Raw genomic sequence first — 20,557 nt, 5'->3', positions numbered from 1 at the left:
ATAAAAAACAATGGGACTTTGGTAAAGATAGAGACTTTCATTCATTCAGACATTATTTTATCGACAAAATGAAACAAGCTAAAGTTGAAGAGTTTATTACTGCTGAACTTGTTGGACATGGATATGAAAAAGAAACTTATGGTCGGTATGGGGGAAGTATGTCAGTGAAGACAGTAAAAGATCTGATGGATAAGCATTCTTCTAAGTCAGTGAAAAAGATGGTCATTAAATACAGGTTAAAAAAGTTAACCAAAATTTTCTCTCGATAAATATTTAAATTTATTTCTTTTGGGTGTAACTCCTGTGCATTATTACACCCAAAATTCAATTGCAATATATTTAAAAACTTAATTACTTATAGTTAATCTAGGGGGTTAAATATTTGTACGGTTGTTTTTTTACGCACTAAAAGCATGAGGTGTGCTATTAATATTTTTAAATTTCTAAAAAGTTCAATTTTTGCTTCTGGCAGTGATTCGTTTATTTTAAAGTCAACGACTGTAATTCCTTGTGAAACAAATTCAGAAGAAAATGAAAAAATCACACGCGATGTTAAATGTGAATATCCAGAAGAAGAAATGCTGAGATATTATGCTCAAGAACAGAACGAGTTATATGAATATGAAGAAATGAACTATCTCAATAAACGTGTTATGTCTATGCCAGTTCAGGGGAGTTGTCAAAATGATAGCCAAGATTCTATTGTTGAATGGCATACTCCTGAACCCGTTACATTGAAGAGATTTTCACCAATAGAGTTTGATAAAGGAATGGTTCCATCGAGTCTATGGAAATACATCCATGAATTTTCTAAATCGTTGAACAACTCGCCATTAGATTATTTGGCTGTTTCTTTGGTTGTCGCTTTAGCTAGTTTAATTGGAGGTACAATGTCTATTGCACCAAAGAAAAATGATAAAGGTTGGAAAGTTAAGCCAACTTTGTGGGGGATGATTATTGGTGGACCATCTCGATATAAAACACCGATGATGAACAGGGGGATGGAGCCCTTGTATTATGCTCAGCAAAAAGTAATCAATGTGACAAACTTAAAAAATCAAAAGAAGCAAGATGCATTGAATGAAATTGTTGATAAAAAGGAAAGTAATTTAAAAGCTCAACTTAGTGAAGCTTTAGAAGAGAATGATTCAAAAACAGCAGAAATGCTGATCGAAGAGATTGCGTCACTTACTAGAATGAATATAGCGAAAAGAGATGTGATCGTTAATGATGCGACACCTGAAGCACTCTTAATTAGGCTTGCGGACAACAATTTAGGCGTACTGCAATTTAGAGATGAACTATCAGGATTCTTTGCTTCGATGAATAAACAAGGGCGAGAGCAAGAGCGAGCGTTGTTTCTTGAGGGATTTAATGCCTCAGGTTCACCATACACACAAGAAAGAGTCGGCAGAGAGAAAGTCGTATTAGAAAGTGTACACTTAAATATTCTGGGTGCTATTCAACCTAAGGTTCTTTTACCTATTCTGCATGATCGGGAAAGCGGACGTGTTGATGATGGTCTGTTTGAGAGATTTCAACTTGCAGTTTGGCCTGATGATGGTCGAACAGAATATACAGATTTATCTGTATCGCCTGAGTCAAAAGATATTGTAAATAAGCTTTTTTCTCGTGTGGCAAAGTTAGCGGAAGATGAGCATCATTGTTTCAACTTTGCACCAGAAGCTCAGGAACTATGGGATAAATGGTCTGAAAAATTCTATTCGTCGGTGGAAGAGCTTTCAAACGAAGAGCAATCAATTGAGATTAAGTATCCTGCAATGGTAGCTAAGATTGCTCTTGTTCTTCAAGTTGCCATCAATGGAGAGCAAGACCCTGAGGCATCGTTAGTTGGTGAATCACTAATCGATCAAGAAGCCTTAAGAATGGCGTTTAAGTGGTTGAGATATCTAAGGTCACACTCCCGTAAAATTCGTTCACTGACCCAAGGAGAGGGCGATGCAAGTGTAAGCTCCTTACTAGCTAACCTGTCTAAGTTTGACGGATCGTTTACAAAGCAACAGTTGAGTCAAAAATGCTGGAAAGGACTGACCAATCGGAATGATCGTGATAGAGCTCTACTAGAGTTAGAAAATAAAGGGTATATTAAGCTAGTTTTACAACCTCGAAAAATATATCTAGTTCATCCAGATTATTGTTAAGTAATAAAAGCAACCTGCACTACCTGCACTACCTTGATACAGTTAGTGCAGGTTTATATTTAGTGAATTATTTTTCTATTAGATAACTTTTCAATGGTTCTAATGCTATCTTCTATTTTTACTACGTTAGGTAGGTTTGACTTATTTAACGTTAAATAGGTTTTAGTTATACGATTAAACTGGCGATTTAGTTGTCGACTGTTATTTTCATTATGGGCAATGAACCATTTATCTATTTGACTTTGCATCTTAATGATCATTTTTTCATTTTCTAAGTTTTTAGAATAGTGATACTTCCAAGTCTCTAGCTTTTTTGACTTATTAATTTCGGATGGAGTGTAATTACGATAATTTAATCCAGCATGTTTTAATACGGCGATGTTGAAAGCGGTCTTTAATACTTTGGTTGCTTTTTTCTGTTGAAGTTCCTTTAAGACTCTGGTGTTTCTCCCCGCTAGAACTTTTCCAATAATTAAATGGACATGATCACCACTCCCCATTTTGTTTTCTTGGTTTTGTCGGTGTATAACAGCTCTAATGTTTTTCTTGAAATAAAACTCGTCTTCATTAGTTAAATCACAAAGTTGAAATATTGATTTGCAACAGTACGCGATGATGTTCCCCCACTGTTCGTTGGATAGTTCAACGCCCTTAGGTAGAGTTAAGCAGTACTCCATGGCATATGATGACAGGTGACGACCCGCTTTATGACCCATTTGCTGGCGCAATCGATATTGCTCACCGATAAGAGCTATATACTTAGATGTATGCTCATTCCCAATTAATGATAATATTTCGGTTGTATTCGTATGATTTGGATGTTTTGTTGATGTTATATATCTTTCCCTGCAAGCGACACCTTTACTTCCATACTTTACAGGTTGAGTGATTACCGTCCAATTTTTTATCATGATTTTATTTTAGTTATATTAATTATAAAAAATAAAGTCAAACATATATATTTTTGGAAGTTCAAGATAGGACAATTGCTTCGCTATTGATCCACTTGTTGGGGGAATATCCCCAAACCCCTTGATTTAGCCTTTTCGAATAACTATCATCTGAATAAATATTATGAACTTTTTAGATAAGTTGAATTCAACCATTGACGATGTAAAATTAGATGCAGCTAAAGAATTATCTGATAGGGATCGCCGCTATAAAAATATATTATCATTAATTGTTAAGTATTGTGAAAATGTCAGATTTATCAATAGTCAGGATATTAATGATAAGACAAATAAATATGAGTGGTTGTGTTCTGTGGTGGATATTCATTTGACAGCTATTATGTTAACGGATCAAATAGATGGAAATGATATACCTATGAATTCTGAAATGATAAAAGAAGACAATGAGGCTAAAGCAAAACAAATACTAGAAAGTATTGTTTTTAAATTGGTATCAGCCTCACCAAAGCCTGACTGGAGGCGTTTTTAGGTGTATTCACGACAAGAGCTGCCGCACTCCGTTTGGCGGCTCACTTTCTCTGATACATGCGAGCATGTAACAGAGAAGATTGAGCTGATCTTAGAAGCAATATTGTTACCAAATCAACCGAAGATAAATATCGTATAACAACTGTTGTTTGGTTGTAGCGATCTAGTTAAAAAGCTTATTGTCTGTATAACTCAATTGAACCAGCTGTGTTTAAGTTATTTTGCCAACAACGATTTGTCCAAAATACGCCTTTCATTTTCATTGATTTTATATCTTCTACCCGCAAAGACGCAGCGCCTTCGTAGTAGACTGTATCTGTCGATGACGGTGAATGGTTCTTTCCTTGAAAGATATACTCTAGTTGAAAACTGTCATCGGCGTTTCTGATTACACGACAATAGTTAGAATGAGTGTTTCCTATAGTCGTAGTTGCCTTCATCCTAATTGAAAAGAAATCGGCTTCAAAGGTGATGGGAAATTCAACTACTGTCTTATTATTGAAGTTAGACTGAATTTTGCATATCCACGTCCCATTAAAGTTTGGACAGAAATTCTCTTGGAAGTATCCAATATAAAAAGGTTTCCAAGCGTACTTACCAAAGAACAGAGCTAATATGGTAATGGCAGTCAGTGTGTATGACACTGACTGTATCAATGAAATCTCAAAAAAATGATTTAAAAGGAAGTAGATAGCAATTGATGCAACGGATGAAATGCCATACTTCACTTTTGACGGAAACAACTCCCACATAATTAACGCCTCTTACCAAATTTATTGAACCCTTTGAAGACCTTATTTTTTACTATCTGGGCAACAGGCCGTACGCGGACTTTAACTAGATTAAATCCAGTAATAGAACCCCACGACTTTACTAAACACTCCATAGCGTGAGTACCAGTATATGCACTTCCGCGTTGTGAAGTGTCATTTATCGATGTTATCTCACTGTGACCAATATCATTAGCGCTAATTGATTGATTACCTTCGTTTCGTACGGTCCAGTGAACTTCATCGGACATAATAAAATCATGAGGGTTGTTAATCTTAAATGTTAACGAGTCACCTTTTCTGACATCTATCTGGTTTGTAACCTCTCCTGACAAGTAGTTACCTGAACTATCATATCGCTCGACATATATTTCAGGAATATTTGTGACTACAGGTACTGATACTCCGCCTTGTTGTGTGGTGAGAACAGGTAGTTGAGGAAAGTAATGTTCAAAAAGGTTTGAATACTCAAGTGCTTTTGTTGCTTCATCCTCATGTTTAACTTTTAGATAAACACTATTTAGATGATCAAATTGTTTAACGGCAAAAGCTTTTGCTTCATCAGACATACCAAGAATATCCTGTCCATTAAGAGGGTTTAAAACTTCAAAAGACTGGTTCAACTGAGAGCAAATATTTGAGACTGTTTTCTCAAAGGAGGTAATTTCGTTATCTCCAATGTGTAAGTTGTTTGCGACCAATATATTTAGAGCTAGTGATGGGATCTTTTTGTGCTCTGACCGTTTCCATCTTATGTTAGCCCATGCTTTTAAGTAGCGGACATTTCTTTTCATTAAAGACCGATCTGCATCAGTAGAATAAAAATTGGTCAGCCAAGTTTGAATTGCAATAGGATCACTATCAATCCAGCCATTATCTGTGGCTAGTAATGGTGTAGAGTCCTTAATGTCTCGAATAAAATAGATAGGTGTATCAATGGTCAAAAAGTTTTCAAACGTTAGCCCCTCACAAGCGTTCTTCGAATCTTGAAGTTTAGCTTCGGTATCGATTTGGCAATAGTACGATAAAGTTTCTTTTAAGACCTCTTTTACATCTTTAGCGTCTACGTCTGGAGTCTCTAGTTCTGAAATAAGGTATATGCCAATATCTATATCGTAAGTTGACTGACTACTTACAGGCGCAATTAAAGTGAAGCTTTTATATGATCCTTGTAGCCAAAACTTAACAGAGCAACCGAACGAATCTTCAAGCTCCGCACGCAGATAATCAATTAGCGCATCTTTTTTTGCTATACCTTTACTCAATATGCTTTTAGAAAGCTTAGTTCGGCTGTGTAGAGTGCCAAGTGTTGTTTGGCTACTATAAAATAAATCACTGCAATTCATATAAATCATCCAAATAATGAAACTTGATGATTATGACATTGATTGCGTTTATTTATAATGATTTATAGCATAATATTTGTACAAGAAGTGTATTGAAATAGTTAGAATTAATCAGGTTAAGCTCACGTTCAATTCTATCTTATCTATTGTTAACTTTAGGTTCTTGATGCAAATGCCTTTGCCATATCTATCATAAGTAATGTTATTTTGAGCATGTCCTAAGATTTCACTAGCGAGTAAAGAGGACACATCTGCATTTTTCAGTTGTGTTGCTACTGTATGACGGAATGAATGAAAATCATGACCGCGAGTAAAACCTAGCTTGCTTTTAAAACGCCCAAACCATTTTGAAGCTGCCGTACCAAAACCATCACGCTCTTGTTTAAGGGTAGGGAAGATACGTTCATGCTGTACGCTGTTGATGAAGTCAATAAAGCCGAGCTCTAACAGCTTGTCATGAATCGGGATTAACCTGCGGCTACTGTTGTTTTTGAGCCGTTGTCCCTCAAGCTTATCGTCAATCTTAATGACCCATATACCCTCTTTGTTACATATATCTTGGCGGTAGAGCTGACAGAGTTCGTTTAAACGTGCGCCAGTGTATAAGCCTAGTAGTGGCAACCAATAATAATGAGGGTGCTTATATTTCTTCTGGGTGTGAATATCAGTGCTAAACAGCTTTTGAAGGTCAGCATGGCTATATGCGTTCTTGGCTTCGCTGTCCTTGCGAGTCTTTTTGAATCTCATTCCCTTAAATGGGTTGATGTCCGTCATTTCCATCTGCAAACACCACTCAAAAAACGACGAGCATTTTTGTATGTAATCTTTGACGCTCTCAGTGCTTAGGGTAGGGAGTTTATGTTTTTTATTAGCTTCTATTAGCTGCTGACCTTTCATCCCACTAAATTGCTTATGTTTGGTTGCGTTGACCGGATATTGGCTCAGTAAGGTACGTGCCTCTTCCGCCTGAAGTCGACGGATATCTTTTATGCCTTTAGCTCTGAGTAGTGTCAGCACGATATGACACTTCGCATAAGCCATATCAATTGTTTTTGGGTTAACGAGGTCTTGTTTGGAATCTCTGTACTTTTCGAGACACTTGAAAGGGTCTCGTGATGTTGTTTTTGCTTTCGGAATTAGAAATGCAGGTGATGCAGGTCTCTCAGGTATATGAGATTCTGTTTTAGGTGTAGATAGAGGTGTGCTGTTCTGTATCGAAATACGGATTTCTAGCTCTAGTTGTAATGCTTTAACTAATGCAACTTGTTTGTCGGATGTACGAAGAGAGCGCTTGATTTCGTATTTGTCGTTGAAAAGGTGTCGGTGGCGTAGAGGAATTTGATATCTGAATAACCAGTTACCAGTTTTTGATATTTTTAGACCGCGCATGTTTTAGTACCTAGTTTTAGTACCAAACAGTCAAAAAGTTAGATTAAAAACATAAAAAAGGCGGTAAATCAGTGATTTACCGCCTTTTCCAAACGTTTGGTGGAGCTGGCGGGATTTGAACCCGCGTCCAAAATCAGTCTAACAGATGGCGCTACATGCTTAGTCAATCTTTATTCTCGTATCGTCACTGCGAATTGACACGCTATGCTAATACATACCAGAATTCTATTTCGCGGTTCATCTCTCTAGTCAAAGAATCCCTCGCTATCTCGTTTGGGTTTGAACCCCTGTTATTCCCCGTCTTACAAGCGGAAGCTAGGGCAGGAGCGCTCTTAGCAGGGTATTAAGCTGCTAGTGCGAAGTTTTCGTCGTTTGCGACTATTTTTTTGCGGTTGTTTAACGAGGCAAACCGCACCTCGACATGCTCCACAAGCCTTCGTGATCCTGTCGAATCCTGAATCAGCCCCAGATGCGTTCGATGTTAGCAGAATATTTAACTAGGTCAATAGCTTTATTGTTATTCACTGACCAAGTGATTGATTACTATTCAAATGCTAACATCATGTTGCATAGGTGTCTTAACGGTTATTGCCTTTCATGATACGGGCTTTATCACGTTGCCAATCTTTGGCTTTGCTGTCAGCGCGTTTATCATGCAGTTTCTTACCGCGTGCAGTACCGATCTTCACTTTTACGAAAGAAGTGCTCCAGTACATCACTAATGCCACGATAGTATCGCCTTCGCGGTTCACTGAATCTTCTAGTTTTCTCAGTTCTCGACGGTTAAGCAATAGCTTACGTACACGGGTTGGATCAGCCACAACGTGGGTTGATGCCGCGTTTAATGGCGCAATGGTTAAGCCTGAAATAAATGCTTCACCGTTACGTAAGAAAACATAGCTTTCTGTCATGTTTACTTTACCGTCACGGATAGCTTTTACTTCCCATCCCTGTAATACCATACCTGCTTCGTATTCGTCGCCGATGGCAAATTCAAAACGAGCGCTTTTATTTTTGGCAATAGTATTGCTACTTTGCTTTGGTTTTTTAGCCATGTTGACCTCGTAGAGTCATTGTTGCAGTCCCAGAACAAAATCTAATATCAGTGATTTTTCTGGTCGAATAAGCTATTGACGTTACCATAATACCGCTTGATGGTAACTGTTATTTTGGTCGATAGCCCAGTAATGGTATCATTGACTAAACGCAGCGAATAGATTTTATCTTCAGAGTGAGGATGCGTTCGATGAAGGAGAAGCTATGCCACAAATTAGTCGTTCGGCACTGGTGCCTTTTAGTGCCCAACAAATGTTTAACTTGGTGAATGATGTTGAGTCTTACCCGATGTTTTTACCCGGTTGTGCGGGCAGTAAGATCATTGAGAGTTCTGCCAGTCATATGATGGCGTCGGTTGATGTTGCCAAAGCCGGTATACGCAAAACATTTGTGACGCATAATAAATTGGTCGATTTTAACCAGATTCAAATGCAGCTGGTGGATGGCCCTTTTCGAAAATTAGTCGGCGGATGGACATTTACTGAGCTTGATGCCACTGCTTGTAAGATTGAATTAAACTTAGAGTTTGAATTTACCAGTGGGCTAATTGATGTTGCTTTTGGTAAAGTTTTTCGCGATCTGACCAGTAATATGGTGCAGGCGTTCACACAGCGAGCAAGAGAAGTGTATGCATTCTGATCAACCCTTAATTCATGTTGAGGTTGTTTTTGCACTGCCCAACGTACAACGCGTATTAAAGCTGGCGGTTGTTGCTGAAACGCCTATTCAAGCGATCATTGAGCAATCAGGGATATTAACTATGTATCCTGAGATTGATCTAAACATCAATAAAGTCGGTATCTATAGTCGTAATGTGAAATTAGATGCGACCGCGCGCGATGGCGATCGCATTGAAATTTATCGTCCATTAGTGGCTGATCCGCGTGAGATCCGCCGTAAGCGTGCAGAACAAGCTAAAAAAGACGCTGAAAAGTAATACTTATTTTATTGCAGACAACAAAAAGCTCGCCATTAGCGAGCTTTTTTTATTACTTTGAAAACAACCATTTTCTATGAATAGAATTAATTCATAGGATCCATGAAGTTAGGGCCTTGTTTGTAATCACCTTTCATACTAACAAGCTGTGCCTGTTGGTTGAAAGTTAAGAACAAGTTCTTTTGAACCGGCTTATCATGACCATTTTGTTCGTAGAAAATGTAGTTCCATGTGTTGGGGTAACTTGGGTCAACTAACATAGGTGTACCCAGCACATATTGAACTTGCGTTTTCGTCATGCCAACACGCAAGGTATTAACACTTTTTTGTTCTACATAGTTGCCTTGGTCAATATCAATACGATAAACCAAACGTTCAGCGACCGAACAGCCACTAAGTAAGCCCAACACTAAGGTTAGGGCTGCAATGTTTTTCCAACTCATAGCATCCTGGCTTTTTAGCTTTAACTGCTGCGATGATAAACAAGGTCTTGGCAGAAGTAAAAAGCGGTAAAGAAAAAAAGTAATATATTTTGATATTCGACTACTGCTGGCCGCAATAGTTGCATCAAGGTTTTAGTTTATTTCATATTCGCGCAAGATGCGAAATTAAATCATGCCGCAACCAGCAGTTCTTTCGCATTTGCGAGAGTGCGCTCAGTAATCTCACTACCGCCTAATAGACGTGCTAGCTCAGCAATACGATCGTCAGTGCTTAATGGACGCATCTGTGTTTCAGTTTGACCATCAGTGGTTTTCTTGGCGACAAACATTTGCTGGTGACCACAACCAGCGACTTGCGGTAAGTGAGTCACACACATTACTTGGGTTGATGCCCCTAGTTTGCGTAGCATTTTACCGACGATAGCGGCTGTTGGACCACTGATACCCACATCGACTTCATCGAAAATCAAACTTGGAGTTTCAACTTTTTGAGCGGTGATCACTTGAATCGCAAGTGATATACGGGAAAGCTCACCACCTGAGGCCACTTTGCCTAATGGCTGTAATGGTTGACCTGGGTTAGTTGAAACTAAGAAATTAATGCTGTCATAACCTAATGGACTTAACATACGATCAGGATCGCTGGTCAGTGCAATTTCAAATTCACCGTGTTCCATACTTAACATATGCATACTTTCAGTGATTTTTTGGTCAAGCTCTTTGGCGTAACGTTGGCGGCTTTTACTTAGTTTCTCAGCGGCTTCAATGCATTGTTGACGTAGGTTTTCAACGTTAGCAGCCATGTCTTCTAGGCGTTCATCGCTACAATCAAGGTTATCAAGTTCTTTCAGTAAATCATGGTGCTTTTGATAAAGCTCGGCTGGCATTACATAGTGTTTACGTGCCATCGACATGATTTTAGCTAAACGCTCTTCAAGATAAATTAACCGATGTGGATCCATATCTAAGTTATCAAGATAGCTACGTAGCTCTTGGCTTGCTTCTTGAACTTGAATAATCGCTTCTTCCAGCATTTGCGGAATCGCACTTAAACTGCTGTCATATTCACCAAGGTTGTTCACTTGCTGACAAGCCATTTGTAACAGTTGCAGCGCGTTACCATCATCGTTGTCATAAAGCATCGATAAGGCGGTTTGACTTGAAATAGCCAGTTCACCTGAATTTGATAGACGCTTATGTTCTTCTTCGATCTCAATGAATTCTTCTTCGCCAAGGGCTAATTCATCAAGCTCTTTAACTTGGTATTGTAAGAGTTGTTTTTGTGCTTCGTTTTCATCACGGCTTTGGGTTAAGCGTTTTAACTCGTTATGCGCTTGACGCCAGCGTTGATAAGCACTGCGAGTACGATCAATTAAGAGATGATGACCTGCATATTGATCAAGCATGTGTTGTTGATATTCAGGGCGCATTAGCTGTTGGTGTGCGTGTTGACCATGAATATTAATCAGCAGTTGTCCTAATGCTTTTTGCTGCGATGCGGGAACAGGGCTGCCATTAATAAAACCACGTGAGCGGCCTTCTTTGGTGATCACACGGCGCAAAATACACTCTTCACCATCAATGAGCTCATTATCTTCGAGCCAACGTCGAGCAGCTTGGTTATTTGCCAATAAAAATGCAGCTGAAATTTCAGCTTTATCTTCATTTGGTCGCACCATAGAGGCTTCAGCGCGATCACCTAAACATAAACCTAAGGCATCAATAGCGATAGATTTACCAGCACCGGTTTCACCTGTAATAGTGGTCATGCCGGGTTTTAGTTCAAATTGAAGAGTTTTGACAATAGCAAAATTAGAGATCGTCATATGCGCGAGCATTGTGTTCACCTGTTTAAACCAACACCTGTTTTTTCATACAGTATATACTGTATCTATAACCAGTAAAGTACTGGGGTGATAATTATTCAGATAAAATGTGACTTAGATTAACTTTTTGAGTAGTTACAAAAAACCAGCCGCTAAAATGTGCTGGTTTTGAGGGGGAAAAGTGGTACTTATTTTAAAATAGTCGACTCGACCAGCCTAATTTTCCACGTAGGACATTGTAGTAGCTGTAATTCTTAGGGTGGATCAGTTGCAGGCGATCTTCACTTTGATAAATATGAATCTCATCACCAGGGCTTACAGGAAGCGATACTTGACCATCACAACTGACTTCTAGCGTGCTGCCATTATTGGGAGATACCAGCAGTTTAATACAACGATCGCCATCGACAACTAAGGGACGAGATGACAGGGTGTGAGGAAACATTGGCACCAGTGCAATGGCATTTAAACTGGTTGATAAAATAGGACCGCCACCTGAAAGTGAATAGGCTGTTGAGCCCGTTGGGGTCGCAATAATTAAGCCATCAGAACGTTGCGAGAAAGCAAAGCAATCATCAATATAAACTTCAAACTCAATCATATGAGCAATTTTATCTGGATGTAACACTGCTTCGTTTAATGCGGCATTACGGCTTTTTATTTGCCCGTGGCGATGGACTTCAGCTTCAAGTAAAAACCGATCTTCTTTGATAAATTCGCCAGCCAATACCAGAGCGAGTTGCTGCTTAAAATCTTCGGGATCAAGATCGGTAAGGAAACCAAGATTGCCACGGTTAACGCCAATCACCGAAATATCAAACCGTGATAAAACGCGAGCAGCACCAAGCATATTGCCGTCACCACCAACAACAACAGCAAGATCTGCTTTATCACCAATAGTGAGCAAATCACAAAAACAATGCTCAGGTACGTCAATATCGTTGGCTAATCGATGGTCGACTAACACGTTATAGCCTTGCGCGGTTAACCACTCATACAGGCTAGCGTGCGTCTGTAATGCCTCGGGATTACGTGGTTTGCCAATTAACGCGATAGTATCAAAAATACGCTTCATGTCCCTGTTCCGACAAATGATGGTGGGTCAGTATAGCCTTAGAAAAAACAACTTGTCGTGGTTTGTTATCAATATTGGCTTGAATCATTGAACTTCATCCCCATAATATGCTCAAGACTATTTTAAAAGTAGTGCTTATCCAATGAGGCTACTGAGTGAATAAAACCCTTTTATCTTGGCGGAGAACCAACGCATGACTAACAAAAACCATAATGTACAGGATGAGCAGCTAAACGATGCAGTTGAAGCTGTTGAAGTCGAAGCTGTCGAGGGTGAGTTTGTTGAATCTGAGCAAGAGTTATATGTAGCTCGTATCGCAGAACTTGAAGCTGCTTTATTAGCAAAAGATGCAGAAGTTAATGAAGTAAAAGATGCGGCATTACGCGCGCGTGCTGAAGGCGAGAATGTTCGTCGTCGTTCTGAGCAAGAAATTGATAAAGCACGTAAATACGCATTAAACAAATTTGCTGAAGAATTATTGCCAGTTATTGATAACCTTGAGCGCGCTATTGAAATGGCCGACAAGAATAACGAAGCAACTAAAGCAATGATGGAAGGTGTTGAATTGACATTGATGACAATGACAACAACCGTTGGTAAATTTGGTCTAAAAGTGATTGATCCACAAGGTGAAGCTTTTAACCCTGAGTTCCATCAAGCAATGGCAATGCAAGAAAGTGCTGATTTTGCACCTAATACAGTAATGGCTGTAATGCAAAAAGGTTACGAGCTAAATGGCCGTGTGATCCGTCCAGCAATGGTAATGGTATCAAAAGCCGCTGCGGGTAACGTGAATACTCAAGCGTAATTTACAGCGAATGATTCAAGACTTACTTGATAATGACGCAAAATAAGACCCACTTTGGTGGGTTTTTTTATTTTTTTGCATTTTTTTTGGGATCGCCCCTTGAAAAGTAATCTGGCGACCTTATCTAGTAGTCATAAGACATTAAATGTATTTGTCACGGGTTTATCCCGAACCGCTAACCCATTTGATATATGGGTGTAGTTAAGAACATATAACGAATTTCGGAGATTGTCTGATGGGTAAGATCATTGGTATTGACTTAGGTACAACTAACTCTTGTGTAGCAGTACTTGACGGCGACAAGCCACGTGTAATTGAGAACGCAGAAGGCGAGCGTACAACAGCATCAGTTGTTGCATACACGCAAGATGGTGAAACACTAGTTGGTCAACCTGCAAAACGTCAGGCGGTAACTAACCCTGAAAACACATTATTCGCTATCAAGCGTCTAATTGGTCGTCGTTTTGAAGACGAAGAAGTTCAGCGTGATATCGAAATCATGCCTTACAAAATTGTTAAGGCTGATAACGGTGATGCATGGGTAGAAGCGAAAGGCCAAAAAATGGCTGCTCCTCAAGTATCTGCTGAAATCCTAAAGAAAATGAAGAAAACTGCAGAAGACTTCCTGGGCGAACCAGTAACTGGCGCAGTTATCACAGTACCTGCATACTTTAACGATGCACAGCGTCAAGCAACAAAAGATGCTGGCCGTATCGCAGGTCTAGATGTTAAACGTATCATCAACGAGCCAACTGCAGCTGCTCTAGCTTACGGTCTTGATAAGACTGGCGGCGACCGCACTATCGCTGTTTACGACCTTGGTGGCGGTACTTTTGATATCTCAATCATCGAAATCGATGAAGTTGAAGGCGAGAAAACATTTGAAGTTCTAGCAACTAATGGTGATACACACCTTGGTGGTGAAGACTTCGATACACGTCTAATCAACTACTTAGCAGACGAGTTCAAAAAAGAGCAAGGTATCGATCTTAAGCACGATCCTCTTGCAATGCAGCGTCTAAAAGAAGCAGCAGAGAAAGCGAAAATCGAACTATCTTCTGCACAGCAAACTGATGTTAACCTACCTTACATCACAGCTGACGCGACTGGTCCTAAGCACATGAACATCAAAGTGACTCGTGCGAAACTAGAATCTCTAGTAGAAGATCTAGTACAACGTACTCTTGAGCCACTAAAAGTAGCTATCTCAGATGCTGGTCTATCTGTTAGCGACATCAACGACATTATCCTTGTTGGTGGTCAAACTCGTATGCCAATGGTTCAGGCTAAAGTAACTGAATTCTTCGGTAAAGAGCCACGTAAAGACGTTAACCCTGATGAAGCTGTTGCTGTAGGTGCTGCTGTTCAAGGTGGTGTACTTGCTGGTGATGTTAAAGACGTGCTACTTCTAGACGTTACTCCACTATCTCTTGGTATTGAAACCATGGGTGGCGTAATGACTAAGCTTATCGAGAAGAATACAACTATCCCAACAAAAGCGAACCAAGTGTTCTCTACTGCTGAAGATAACCAAAGCGCGGTAACTATCCACGTTATTCAAGGTGAGCGTAAGCAAGCAAGCTTCAACAAATCTCTAGGTCAATTTAACCTAGAAGGTATTCAAGCTGCACCACGTGGTATGCCTCAAATCGAAGTAACGTTTGACCTAGATGCCGATGGTATCCTAAACGTTTCTGCGAAAGACAAGACTACAGGTAAAGAGCAGAAGATCACTATCCAAGCGTCTGGTGGTCTAAGCGATGCTGACATCGAGAAGATGGTTCAAGAAGCTGAAGCTAACAAAGAAGCAGATAAGAAGTTTGAAGAGCTAGTAACTGCTCGTAACCAAGCTGACCAACTTGTTCACGGTACTCGTAAGCAAATTGAAGAAGCTGGTGAAGCACTTCCTGCTGATGAGAAAGCAAAAATCGAAGCTGCTGTTGCTGAACTAGAAGAAGCACGCAAAGGCGAAGATAAAGAAGCAATCGACGCGAAAGTACAAGCGGTTGTTGCTGCATCTCAAAAGCTAATGGAAATCGCTCAACAAAAAGCGCAAGCACAACAAGCTGATGGCGCAACTGGCGAGCAACAAGCTAAGCAAGACGACGACGTTGTTGATGCTGAGTTTGAAGAAGTTAAAGACAACAAATAAGACGTTATTAATATCTATTAATTAACATCTTGTTTAAATTACGGGCGTTTGAGGTTACTCTAACGCCCGTAACTATATCTAGCTAGGTGACAATCAAGTTATGTCGAAACGTGATTTATACGAAGTGTTAAGTGTGGCTCGTGACGCAAGTGAGCGTGACATTAAAAAAGCTTATAAGCGCTTAGCAATGAAGTTCCACCCCGACCGTAACCAGGGTGATGCGGAATCTGCTGAGAAATTCAAAGAAGTGAAGTACGCTTATGAAATTCTAACAGACGACCAAAAGCGCGCTGCTTACGATCAATACGGCCATGCAGCCTTTGAACAAGGTGGTATGGGCGGTGGCGGCGGCGGCTTCGGCGGCGGTGCAGACTTCAGTGACATCTTTGGTGATGTGTTTGGTGATATCTTTGGTGGTGGCGGTGGCCGTCGTCAACAACGCGCACAGCGTGGTTCAGATCTTCGCTACAACATGGAACTAACGTTGGAAGAAGCTGTTCGCGGTTGTTCGAAAGAAATCCGTGTACCAACATTAGTTGGTTGTGATTGCTGTGACGGTTCAGGCGCTAAAAAAGGTTCATCTGCAACAACATGTGGTACCTGTCATGGTGCTGGACAAGTGCAGATGCGTCAGGGCTTCTTTGCGGTTCAGCAAACATGTCCACACTGTCATGGTCGTGGCCAAATTATCAAAGATCCATGTGACAAGTGTCATGGCGAAGGCCGTGTAGAAGAAACTAAAACGCTTTCAGTTAAGATTCCAGCAGGTGTCGATACTGGCGATCGTATTCGCTTAAGTGGCGAAGGCGAAGCTGGAGAACAAGGCGCACCAGCGGGTGACTTGTACGTTCAAGTACATGTTAAAGATCACCACATTTTCCAGCGTGACGGTAATAATCTACATTGTGAAGTACCTGTAAGTTTCACTATGGCAGCATTAGGTGGTGAAGTTGAAGTACCAACCCTTGATGGCCGTGTAAGCTTAAAAGTACCGGCTGAAATGCAAACGGGCCGTATGTTCCGTATGCGTGGTAAAGGTGTTGATTCGGTTCGTGGTGGTTTACGCGGTGATCTTATCTGTAAATTGGTGGTTGAAACGCCAGTACATTTAAGCAAGCGTCAAAAAGAACTATTGCAAGAACTGGAAGAAACATTTGGTGGTAAAGATGCGAGTAAGCACAAGCCAAAATCAGAAGGTTTCTTTAACGGTGTAAAGAAGTTTTTCGACGATTTAACCAACTAATTCGTCGTAAACAAGAATAAATAAAAACCGCTATTAGTGAATGCTAATAGCGGTTTTTTTATACTAAGAATATCCGTCATCTCGGAAGAGAGGCACGAGCTATTCGTGATCTACTTATCACGCGTTTGAGCATAAAAGAACCAGAGAAAATATTACCAGCAACCTTTAGGCAAGCCTCTACTTGTTTGATCTAAAATTAGATCTTTGCATTCATCATTACTCTGTAACGGTTTAGCCTTTGCTGTTATAGAATAACCCGCAGTTTTTTTCTCTAATTCCAACGTATAACGCTCGTTATCAGTATCGCAAAAAGAACAACTACCACCACTGACAATAGTAAAATCATAAGCACTGTTTTGGGTATAACTTTCTTCTAGCGCTAATTGAATTTTAATCAGATCTCCCATCGCTTGAGTACGATGACCCTTCAATACATGCGATTGATATGAAGGATAAGCAATGGCTGTTAATACTCCAATAACTGCCACTGCAATCAACATTTCGATCAGCGTCACGCCTTTTTGTTTAATCATCTTCCGTAATCTCTTAAATATTCGAGTTGTCTCGATAACTGGTTGATATCCTTATTCTGCTATTTTGCGGTGGTGATAAACTCTGAATCAAGTTGTTCTTAGGGATCAGAATAACGTTAATAGGGATTTGGGGAATGGTTCGCGAAATTACCACGCATTTTCATCACATACATCACAATGGTGACCGTCAGCGGGGATTTACTCTGTTGGAATTGGTGTTCACGGTAGTGATCATCGGCATTGTTGCGGCAATGGCAGCCCCAAGTTTTAGTGGCCTCATTGAATCGAATAAAGTTAAACGCTTGGCGACAGAAATAGAATGGTTATTAGTGCAAGCCAAATCAGAAGCGGTGATGCGCGGGGAAAATGTTCAGGTAGTGATAAGTGCTGCAACACCTACATGGTTGATAACATCGAGTACAGTGTCTAGTGGGGTTACGTTAGCAGAAGTCTCCAGTGCTAATTTTTCAAATATTGAATTAGATAAAACATTTACATCACCAAAATTGGTATTTGATAAACTGAATGGTAAACCTAATTTAGCTGGTGGATATCAATTTAATATACCAACAAAAGATAAAGTAAAAGTAATTGTAAATACAATGACTGGACGTATTTATTCTTGTGGTGTTGATGGAGTAGTTTATGGCTATAAAAAATGCTATCCATAATAAAGGTTTTTCATTAATTGAATTACTTATTGCTTCATCCGTAGGGCTTATTGCGATAGGTGTTGTTGGATCGGTTTTTTTATCGGGGTACAAATCAGCAAATCAACGTTCTTTAGAATTATTACTACAACAAGATGTAAATGATGCATTGTCATTATTAAAGCACGATATTTTAAGAGCAGGCTATCAATCTGGTGCATCCTCTAGTTATATAATTAGTGGTGCAACAGATATTGTGACTTTAAGTTTATTAAGTTCTGGTGAGCAATGTATAAGTTATGCTTATCATGATGGTACTGTTCAACATTTACGATCTTTCTATAGCCAGTATGGAAAAGATTCATCTACGGCTTCTGTTAAAACATTAAATTTTTATACAACAACGTCTGCAGGAGTAAATATATCTGGCACTTGTAAAAATGGCCAGTCAGCACTTGATCAAAACCAGATAGAAGTTAAGGAATTTAGTATTGTTGAACGGGCTTTATCTTCGGCTAGTGCAACCAGTAAATTACTTACTATTAAATTAGCTGCCAGCTTACGTGCTAATCCATCAATTAGTACCGCGAAGTCGATTCAGATTAAGACAAGGAATTGGCAATGATGAACAAACATCAACAGTCAGGGATGACGACACTATTAATTACCAGTATGTTATTAATAGTGGCGCTGTTATTTTCATTAGCTTCATATAAAAATTTATTTTATCAAATTAAGCGTACTCAAAATGAAGTATTAGCGAGACAAGCACACTGGGCTGCTGAAGGTGGGTTGGAGTGTGGGTTTGCTGAGTATCAGAAAAATAAAAATAACTTTACTGGTTTTGATGAATGTAATACTACCGAATTAGAGTTAACACTGACTTCTGTAACATCTACAGAGTTTAAATTAGAAAGTAAAATAATAAATTTACTACCTTTTAAAAAAATAACAAAAACGATTGAACTTGGAGGGGGAGGAGTAATTAGTACGTTAGAAACTAGTGCATCTGTAGAATTAAAAGGATCTCAGCATTTTGTACCAAATAGTACAGAAGATACAAATAGTAATGATGAATATTTGTGTAAAACAATAACATCTGGTGGTGTTGTGTCGTTTGAATATACCTCTGGTAATGATGACCACTTTTTAACGACGGATTCAAGTACTAGTAGTCATGCGGGAGGACCTTTAGCTGCTGTTGGGTTTAATTGTGCTTCTGATTATCGATCTAATTTATTTGATGTAAACCATCCACCAAGTTATGGAACAACATCAGTAAAAGGTAAAGATATTGTTGAAAATGCTACTTTAGATATATTTAAATCTATTTTTGGGAAAGATATTTCTGAATACAGTCAAGTCATGACGGAAATAGAGAGTGATTCTAAAGGAATTATTATTGGTAAAGATACTTCCGAACGGACTTCTGGTGGGTGGGTTAAAAATTGTAATACATTAATTAAAAATTCTTATGCAGCAGGAAAGAGAAGAATATGGGTTCATGGCAGTTGTGCATTAGATGGTAATCCTTTTGGAAGTGCTATTGAAAGTAGTGCTGATAATTCAGTTCAATTAATATTTTTTAACGGACTCGTTTTAATGGAGGCAGTATCTCATATTAATGGTCTTATTTATCAATATGTTTCTGATAGTTTTAATGTTAGAAATGGTTGGATAGATTTATTTGATAACCCAACTCTGATTGGTGTTATTCCTGGAGGATTTCAAGAACATAATGTAACAGCTGGAGAATATGATAAAAGTGTAATCAATGTCCGTGGCTCTGTATATATAGATGGAGGAATAGGAATTGACGCACCTAATAAAATAGTAAATATCGATGGCTCAATAATTCCGTCCTATAACAAAGGGAAAAGTAGTAAATATATTGATAGTTTATCTTGGCAGCAAGGATCTTGGCATGACTTCTAATCTTAAAATAATAAAAGGCTTTGGCTTATTAGAAGTGGTGATTGCCCTTGGGGTACTTTCTGTTGGCGTATTAGGTTTAGTTAAGATGCAGGCCTATATGGAACTAAAAGCAGAAAACGCATTAAAGACTCTAGATGCACTTCATATAGCAGAAGCGCAGATGGAGTATTACCAAACTCGCGCTAGTCATGTTAGTGGGGCAACAGGGTTGATTTCTTTTGTAAGCATGGCTGAATCTACTTATTGTTTGCAATCGATGGTGAGCGGTAGTGGTTACACGCTGACTTGTGATGCCAAGACCTTATCGTTATCAGATGCACTGCGAACTATTAATGTTAGTGTCAGTTGGGCCGATCGCCGTGGTGTCTCGCAGGCGGTATCTCTCAAAACCGCGATTTCTAAATACAGTGAATTTGATTAAACAACGGCTATCATCGCTAAAAAGACACAATTTAAACCAAATCAAATCGTTTTGAATAAAAAGTGTTCAAACGATTTTTTTTTATCAAAAAACTATTGTCAGCTAATAAAATCTCCCTATAATGCGACCTCACTGATACGGACAACGGCGCAAGCGGTTACCGAAGTCAGTATGTTCTTTAACAATTTGACCATGCAATCTGTGTGGGCACTCGTTGAATAGTTAAGTCGAAAGATTTATCAATGAACTGAGTGACCTAGAGCTAGAAATAGTTTGATTGCTTTTTTGTTTTACTTTTTTATAAAAAGTAAAAATAAGAAAGCGGCACAGTCAATTCATTACCATTCTGTTCCTCTTTGTAGAAACAGAAGC

At 39.2% G+C, this 20,557-nt stretch carries 20 protein-coding genes, 1 other RNA gene and 1 pseudogene; 12 read left to right on the top strand and 10 right to left on the bottom strand.

The window, feature by feature from the left end; translation table 11 throughout:
- Positions 1 to 269: pseudogene (locus VXS03_RS19770) on the top strand (hypothetical protein); the annotation flags it as partial.
- A 144-nt stretch (positions 270 to 413) separates the two neighbouring features.
- On the top strand, positions 414 to 2,162 hold the full coding sequence (locus VXS03_RS19765; RefSeq protein ID WP_327765516.1) for a DUF3987 domain-containing protein: 1,749 nt from the start codon (positions 414 to 416) through the stop codon (positions 2,160 to 2,162).
- Between the two features lie 59 nt (positions 2,163 to 2,221).
- Here VXS03_RS19765 and VXS03_RS19760 read toward each other — a convergent pair whose 3' ends face one another.
- Positions 2,222 to 3,073, bottom strand: a complete 852-nt coding sequence (locus VXS03_RS19760; RefSeq protein ID WP_327765515.1) for a hypothetical protein — start codon at positions 3,071 to 3,073, stop codon at positions 2,222 to 2,224.
- Between the two features lie 163 nt (positions 3,074 to 3,236).
- Between VXS03_RS19760 and VXS03_RS19755 the strand changes: the two genes are divergently transcribed.
- Positions 3,237 to 3,602, top strand: coding sequence for a hypothetical protein (locus VXS03_RS19755; protein ID WP_327765514.1), 366 nt, complete (start codon positions 3,237 to 3,239; stop codon positions 3,600 to 3,602).
- A gap of 175 nt (positions 3,603 to 3,777) precedes the next feature.
- Here VXS03_RS19755 and VXS03_RS19750 read toward each other — a convergent pair whose 3' ends face one another.
- The 5 genes from VXS03_RS19750 to smpB form a co-directional block, all read right to left on the bottom strand.
- Positions 3,778 to 4,353 (bottom strand): hypothetical protein, encoded by a 576-nt coding sequence (locus VXS03_RS19750; protein ID WP_327765512.1) that lies wholly within the window; start codon positions 4,351 to 4,353, stop codon positions 3,778 to 3,780.
- Positions 4,354 to 4,355: 2 nt separating this feature from the next.
- Positions 4,356 to 5,717 carry a cyclic GMP-AMP synthase DncV-like nucleotidyltransferase gene (locus tag VXS03_RS19745; protein WP_006712426.1) on the bottom strand — a complete coding sequence of 454 codons (1,362 nt, stop codon included), beginning with the start codon at positions 5,715 to 5,717 and terminating at the stop codon, positions 4,356 to 4,358.
- Between the two features lie 111 nt (positions 5,718 to 5,828).
- Positions 5,829 to 7,106 carry a site-specific integrase gene (locus tag VXS03_RS19740; RefSeq protein ID WP_327765511.1) on the bottom strand — a complete coding sequence of 426 codons (1,278 nt, stop codon included), beginning with the start codon at positions 7,104 to 7,106 and terminating at the stop codon, positions 5,829 to 5,831.
- Between the two features lie 97 nt (positions 7,107 to 7,203).
- Positions 7,204 to 7,573, bottom strand: a transfer-messenger RNA (tmRNA) gene (gene ssrA / locus VXS03_RS19735).
- A gap of 111 nt (positions 7,574 to 7,684) precedes the next feature.
- Positions 7,685 to 8,161 carry an SsrA-binding protein SmpB gene (gene smpB / locus VXS03_RS19730; RefSeq protein WP_036795915.1) on the bottom strand — a complete coding sequence of 159 codons (477 nt, stop codon included), beginning with the start codon at positions 8,159 to 8,161 and terminating at the stop codon, positions 7,685 to 7,687.
- Positions 8,162 to 8,366: 205 nt separating this feature from the next.
- On the opposite strand from smpB, the gene VXS03_RS19725 reads away from it, so the two are divergent.
- Both VXS03_RS19725 and VXS03_RS19720 read left to right on the top strand, forming a co-directional pair.
- On the top strand, positions 8,367 to 8,801 hold the full coding sequence (locus VXS03_RS19725) for an SRPBCC family protein (RefSeq protein WP_080158413.1): 435 nt from the start codon (positions 8,367 to 8,369) through the stop codon (positions 8,799 to 8,801).
- The gene (locus VXS03_RS19720) at positions 8,791 to 9,099 is read left to right on the top strand and encodes an RnfH family protein (protein WP_080158412.1); all 309 of its coding nucleotides are present in this window, start codon (positions 8,791 to 8,793) and stop codon (positions 9,097 to 9,099) included. The genes VXS03_RS19725 and VXS03_RS19720 overlap by 11 nt, the downstream gene beginning before the upstream one ends.
- An 86-nt stretch (positions 9,100 to 9,185) precedes the next feature.
- Here the strand turns inward: VXS03_RS19720 and bamE are convergent, their stop codons facing one another.
- From bamE to nadK, 3 genes are all read right to left on the bottom strand, one after another.
- Positions 9,186 to 9,542 carry an outer membrane protein assembly factor BamE gene (gene bamE / locus VXS03_RS19715; protein ID WP_036795911.1) on the bottom strand — a complete coding sequence of 119 codons (357 nt, stop codon included), beginning with the start codon at positions 9,540 to 9,542 and terminating at the stop codon, positions 9,186 to 9,188.
- Between the two features lie 170 nt (positions 9,543 to 9,712).
- Positions 9,713 to 11,380 (bottom strand): DNA repair protein RecN, encoded by a 1,668-nt coding sequence (gene recN / locus VXS03_RS19710; protein ID WP_080158411.1) that lies wholly within the window; start codon positions 11,378 to 11,380, stop codon positions 9,713 to 9,715.
- A 181-nt stretch (positions 11,381 to 11,561) separates the two neighbouring features.
- Positions 11,562 to 12,443 carry an NAD(+) kinase gene (gene nadK, locus VXS03_RS19705; protein ID WP_327765509.1) on the bottom strand — a complete coding sequence of 294 codons (882 nt, stop codon included), beginning with the start codon at positions 12,441 to 12,443 and terminating at the stop codon, positions 11,562 to 11,564.
- Positions 12,444 to 12,636: 193 nt separating this feature from the next.
- Between nadK and grpE the strand changes: the two genes are divergently transcribed.
- The 3 genes from grpE to dnaJ all read left to right on the top strand — a co-directional run bounded on the left by grpE (position 12,637) and on the right by dnaJ (position 16,646).
- Positions 12,637 to 13,251, top strand: coding sequence for a nucleotide exchange factor GrpE (grpE, locus tag VXS03_RS19700; protein ID WP_327765508.1), 615 nt, complete (start codon positions 12,637 to 12,639; stop codon positions 13,249 to 13,251).
- A 235-nt stretch (positions 13,252 to 13,486) separates the two neighbouring features.
- Entirely contained in the window at positions 13,487 to 15,403 is a 1,917-nt protein-coding gene (gene dnaK / locus VXS03_RS19695; protein ID WP_327765507.1) for a molecular chaperone DnaK, read from the top strand.
- A 100-nt stretch (positions 15,404 to 15,503) separates the two neighbouring features.
- On the top strand, positions 15,504 to 16,646 hold the full coding sequence (gene dnaJ / locus VXS03_RS19690) for a molecular chaperone DnaJ (protein WP_327765506.1): 1,143 nt from the start codon (positions 15,504 to 15,506) through the stop codon (positions 16,644 to 16,646).
- A 152-nt stretch (positions 16,647 to 16,798) separates the two neighbouring features.
- Here dnaJ and VXS03_RS19685 read toward each other — a convergent pair whose 3' ends face one another.
- Positions 16,799 to 17,179 (bottom strand): type IV pilin protein, encoded by a 381-nt coding sequence (locus VXS03_RS19685; protein WP_327765505.1) that lies wholly within the window; start codon positions 17,177 to 17,179, stop codon positions 16,799 to 16,801.
- A 134-nt stretch (positions 17,180 to 17,313) separates the two neighbouring features.
- On the opposite strand from VXS03_RS19685, the gene VXS03_RS19680 reads away from it, so the two are divergent.
- Genes VXS03_RS19680 through VXS03_RS19665 form a run of 4 tightly spaced genes read left to right on the top strand, consistent with a single transcriptional unit; the run spans position 17,314 to position 20,185 of the window.
- Positions 17,314 to 17,850 (top strand): GspH/FimT family pseudopilin, encoded by a 537-nt coding sequence (locus VXS03_RS19680; protein WP_327765504.1) that lies wholly within the window; start codon positions 17,314 to 17,316, stop codon positions 17,848 to 17,850.
- Entirely contained in the window at positions 17,825 to 18,454 is a 630-nt protein-coding gene (locus VXS03_RS19675) for a prepilin-type N-terminal cleavage/methylation domain-containing protein (protein WP_327765503.1), read from the top strand. Before VXS03_RS19680 ends, VXS03_RS19675 begins: the two co-directional genes overlap by 26 nt.
- Positions 18,451 to 19,764, top strand: coding sequence for a hypothetical protein (locus VXS03_RS19670; RefSeq protein WP_327765502.1), 1,314 nt, complete (start codon positions 18,451 to 18,453; stop codon positions 19,762 to 19,764). The genes VXS03_RS19675 and VXS03_RS19670 overlap by 4 nt, the downstream gene beginning before the upstream one ends.
- Positions 19,754 to 20,185 (top strand): type IV pilus modification PilV family protein, encoded by a 432-nt coding sequence (locus VXS03_RS19665; protein WP_327765501.1) that lies wholly within the window; start codon positions 19,754 to 19,756, stop codon positions 20,183 to 20,185. Before VXS03_RS19670 ends, VXS03_RS19665 begins: the two co-directional genes overlap by 11 nt.
- The last annotated feature ends 372 nt before the right edge of the window (positions 20,186 to 20,557 follow it).

Source organism: Photobacterium sp. S4TG1, assembly GCF_036040035.1.
GTDB lineage: Bacteria > Pseudomonadota > Gammaproteobacteria > Enterobacterales > Vibrionaceae > Photobacterium.
Note: the sequence above shows the minus strand (reverse complement) of the source record. Positions and strands in the feature narration are given on the sequence as shown.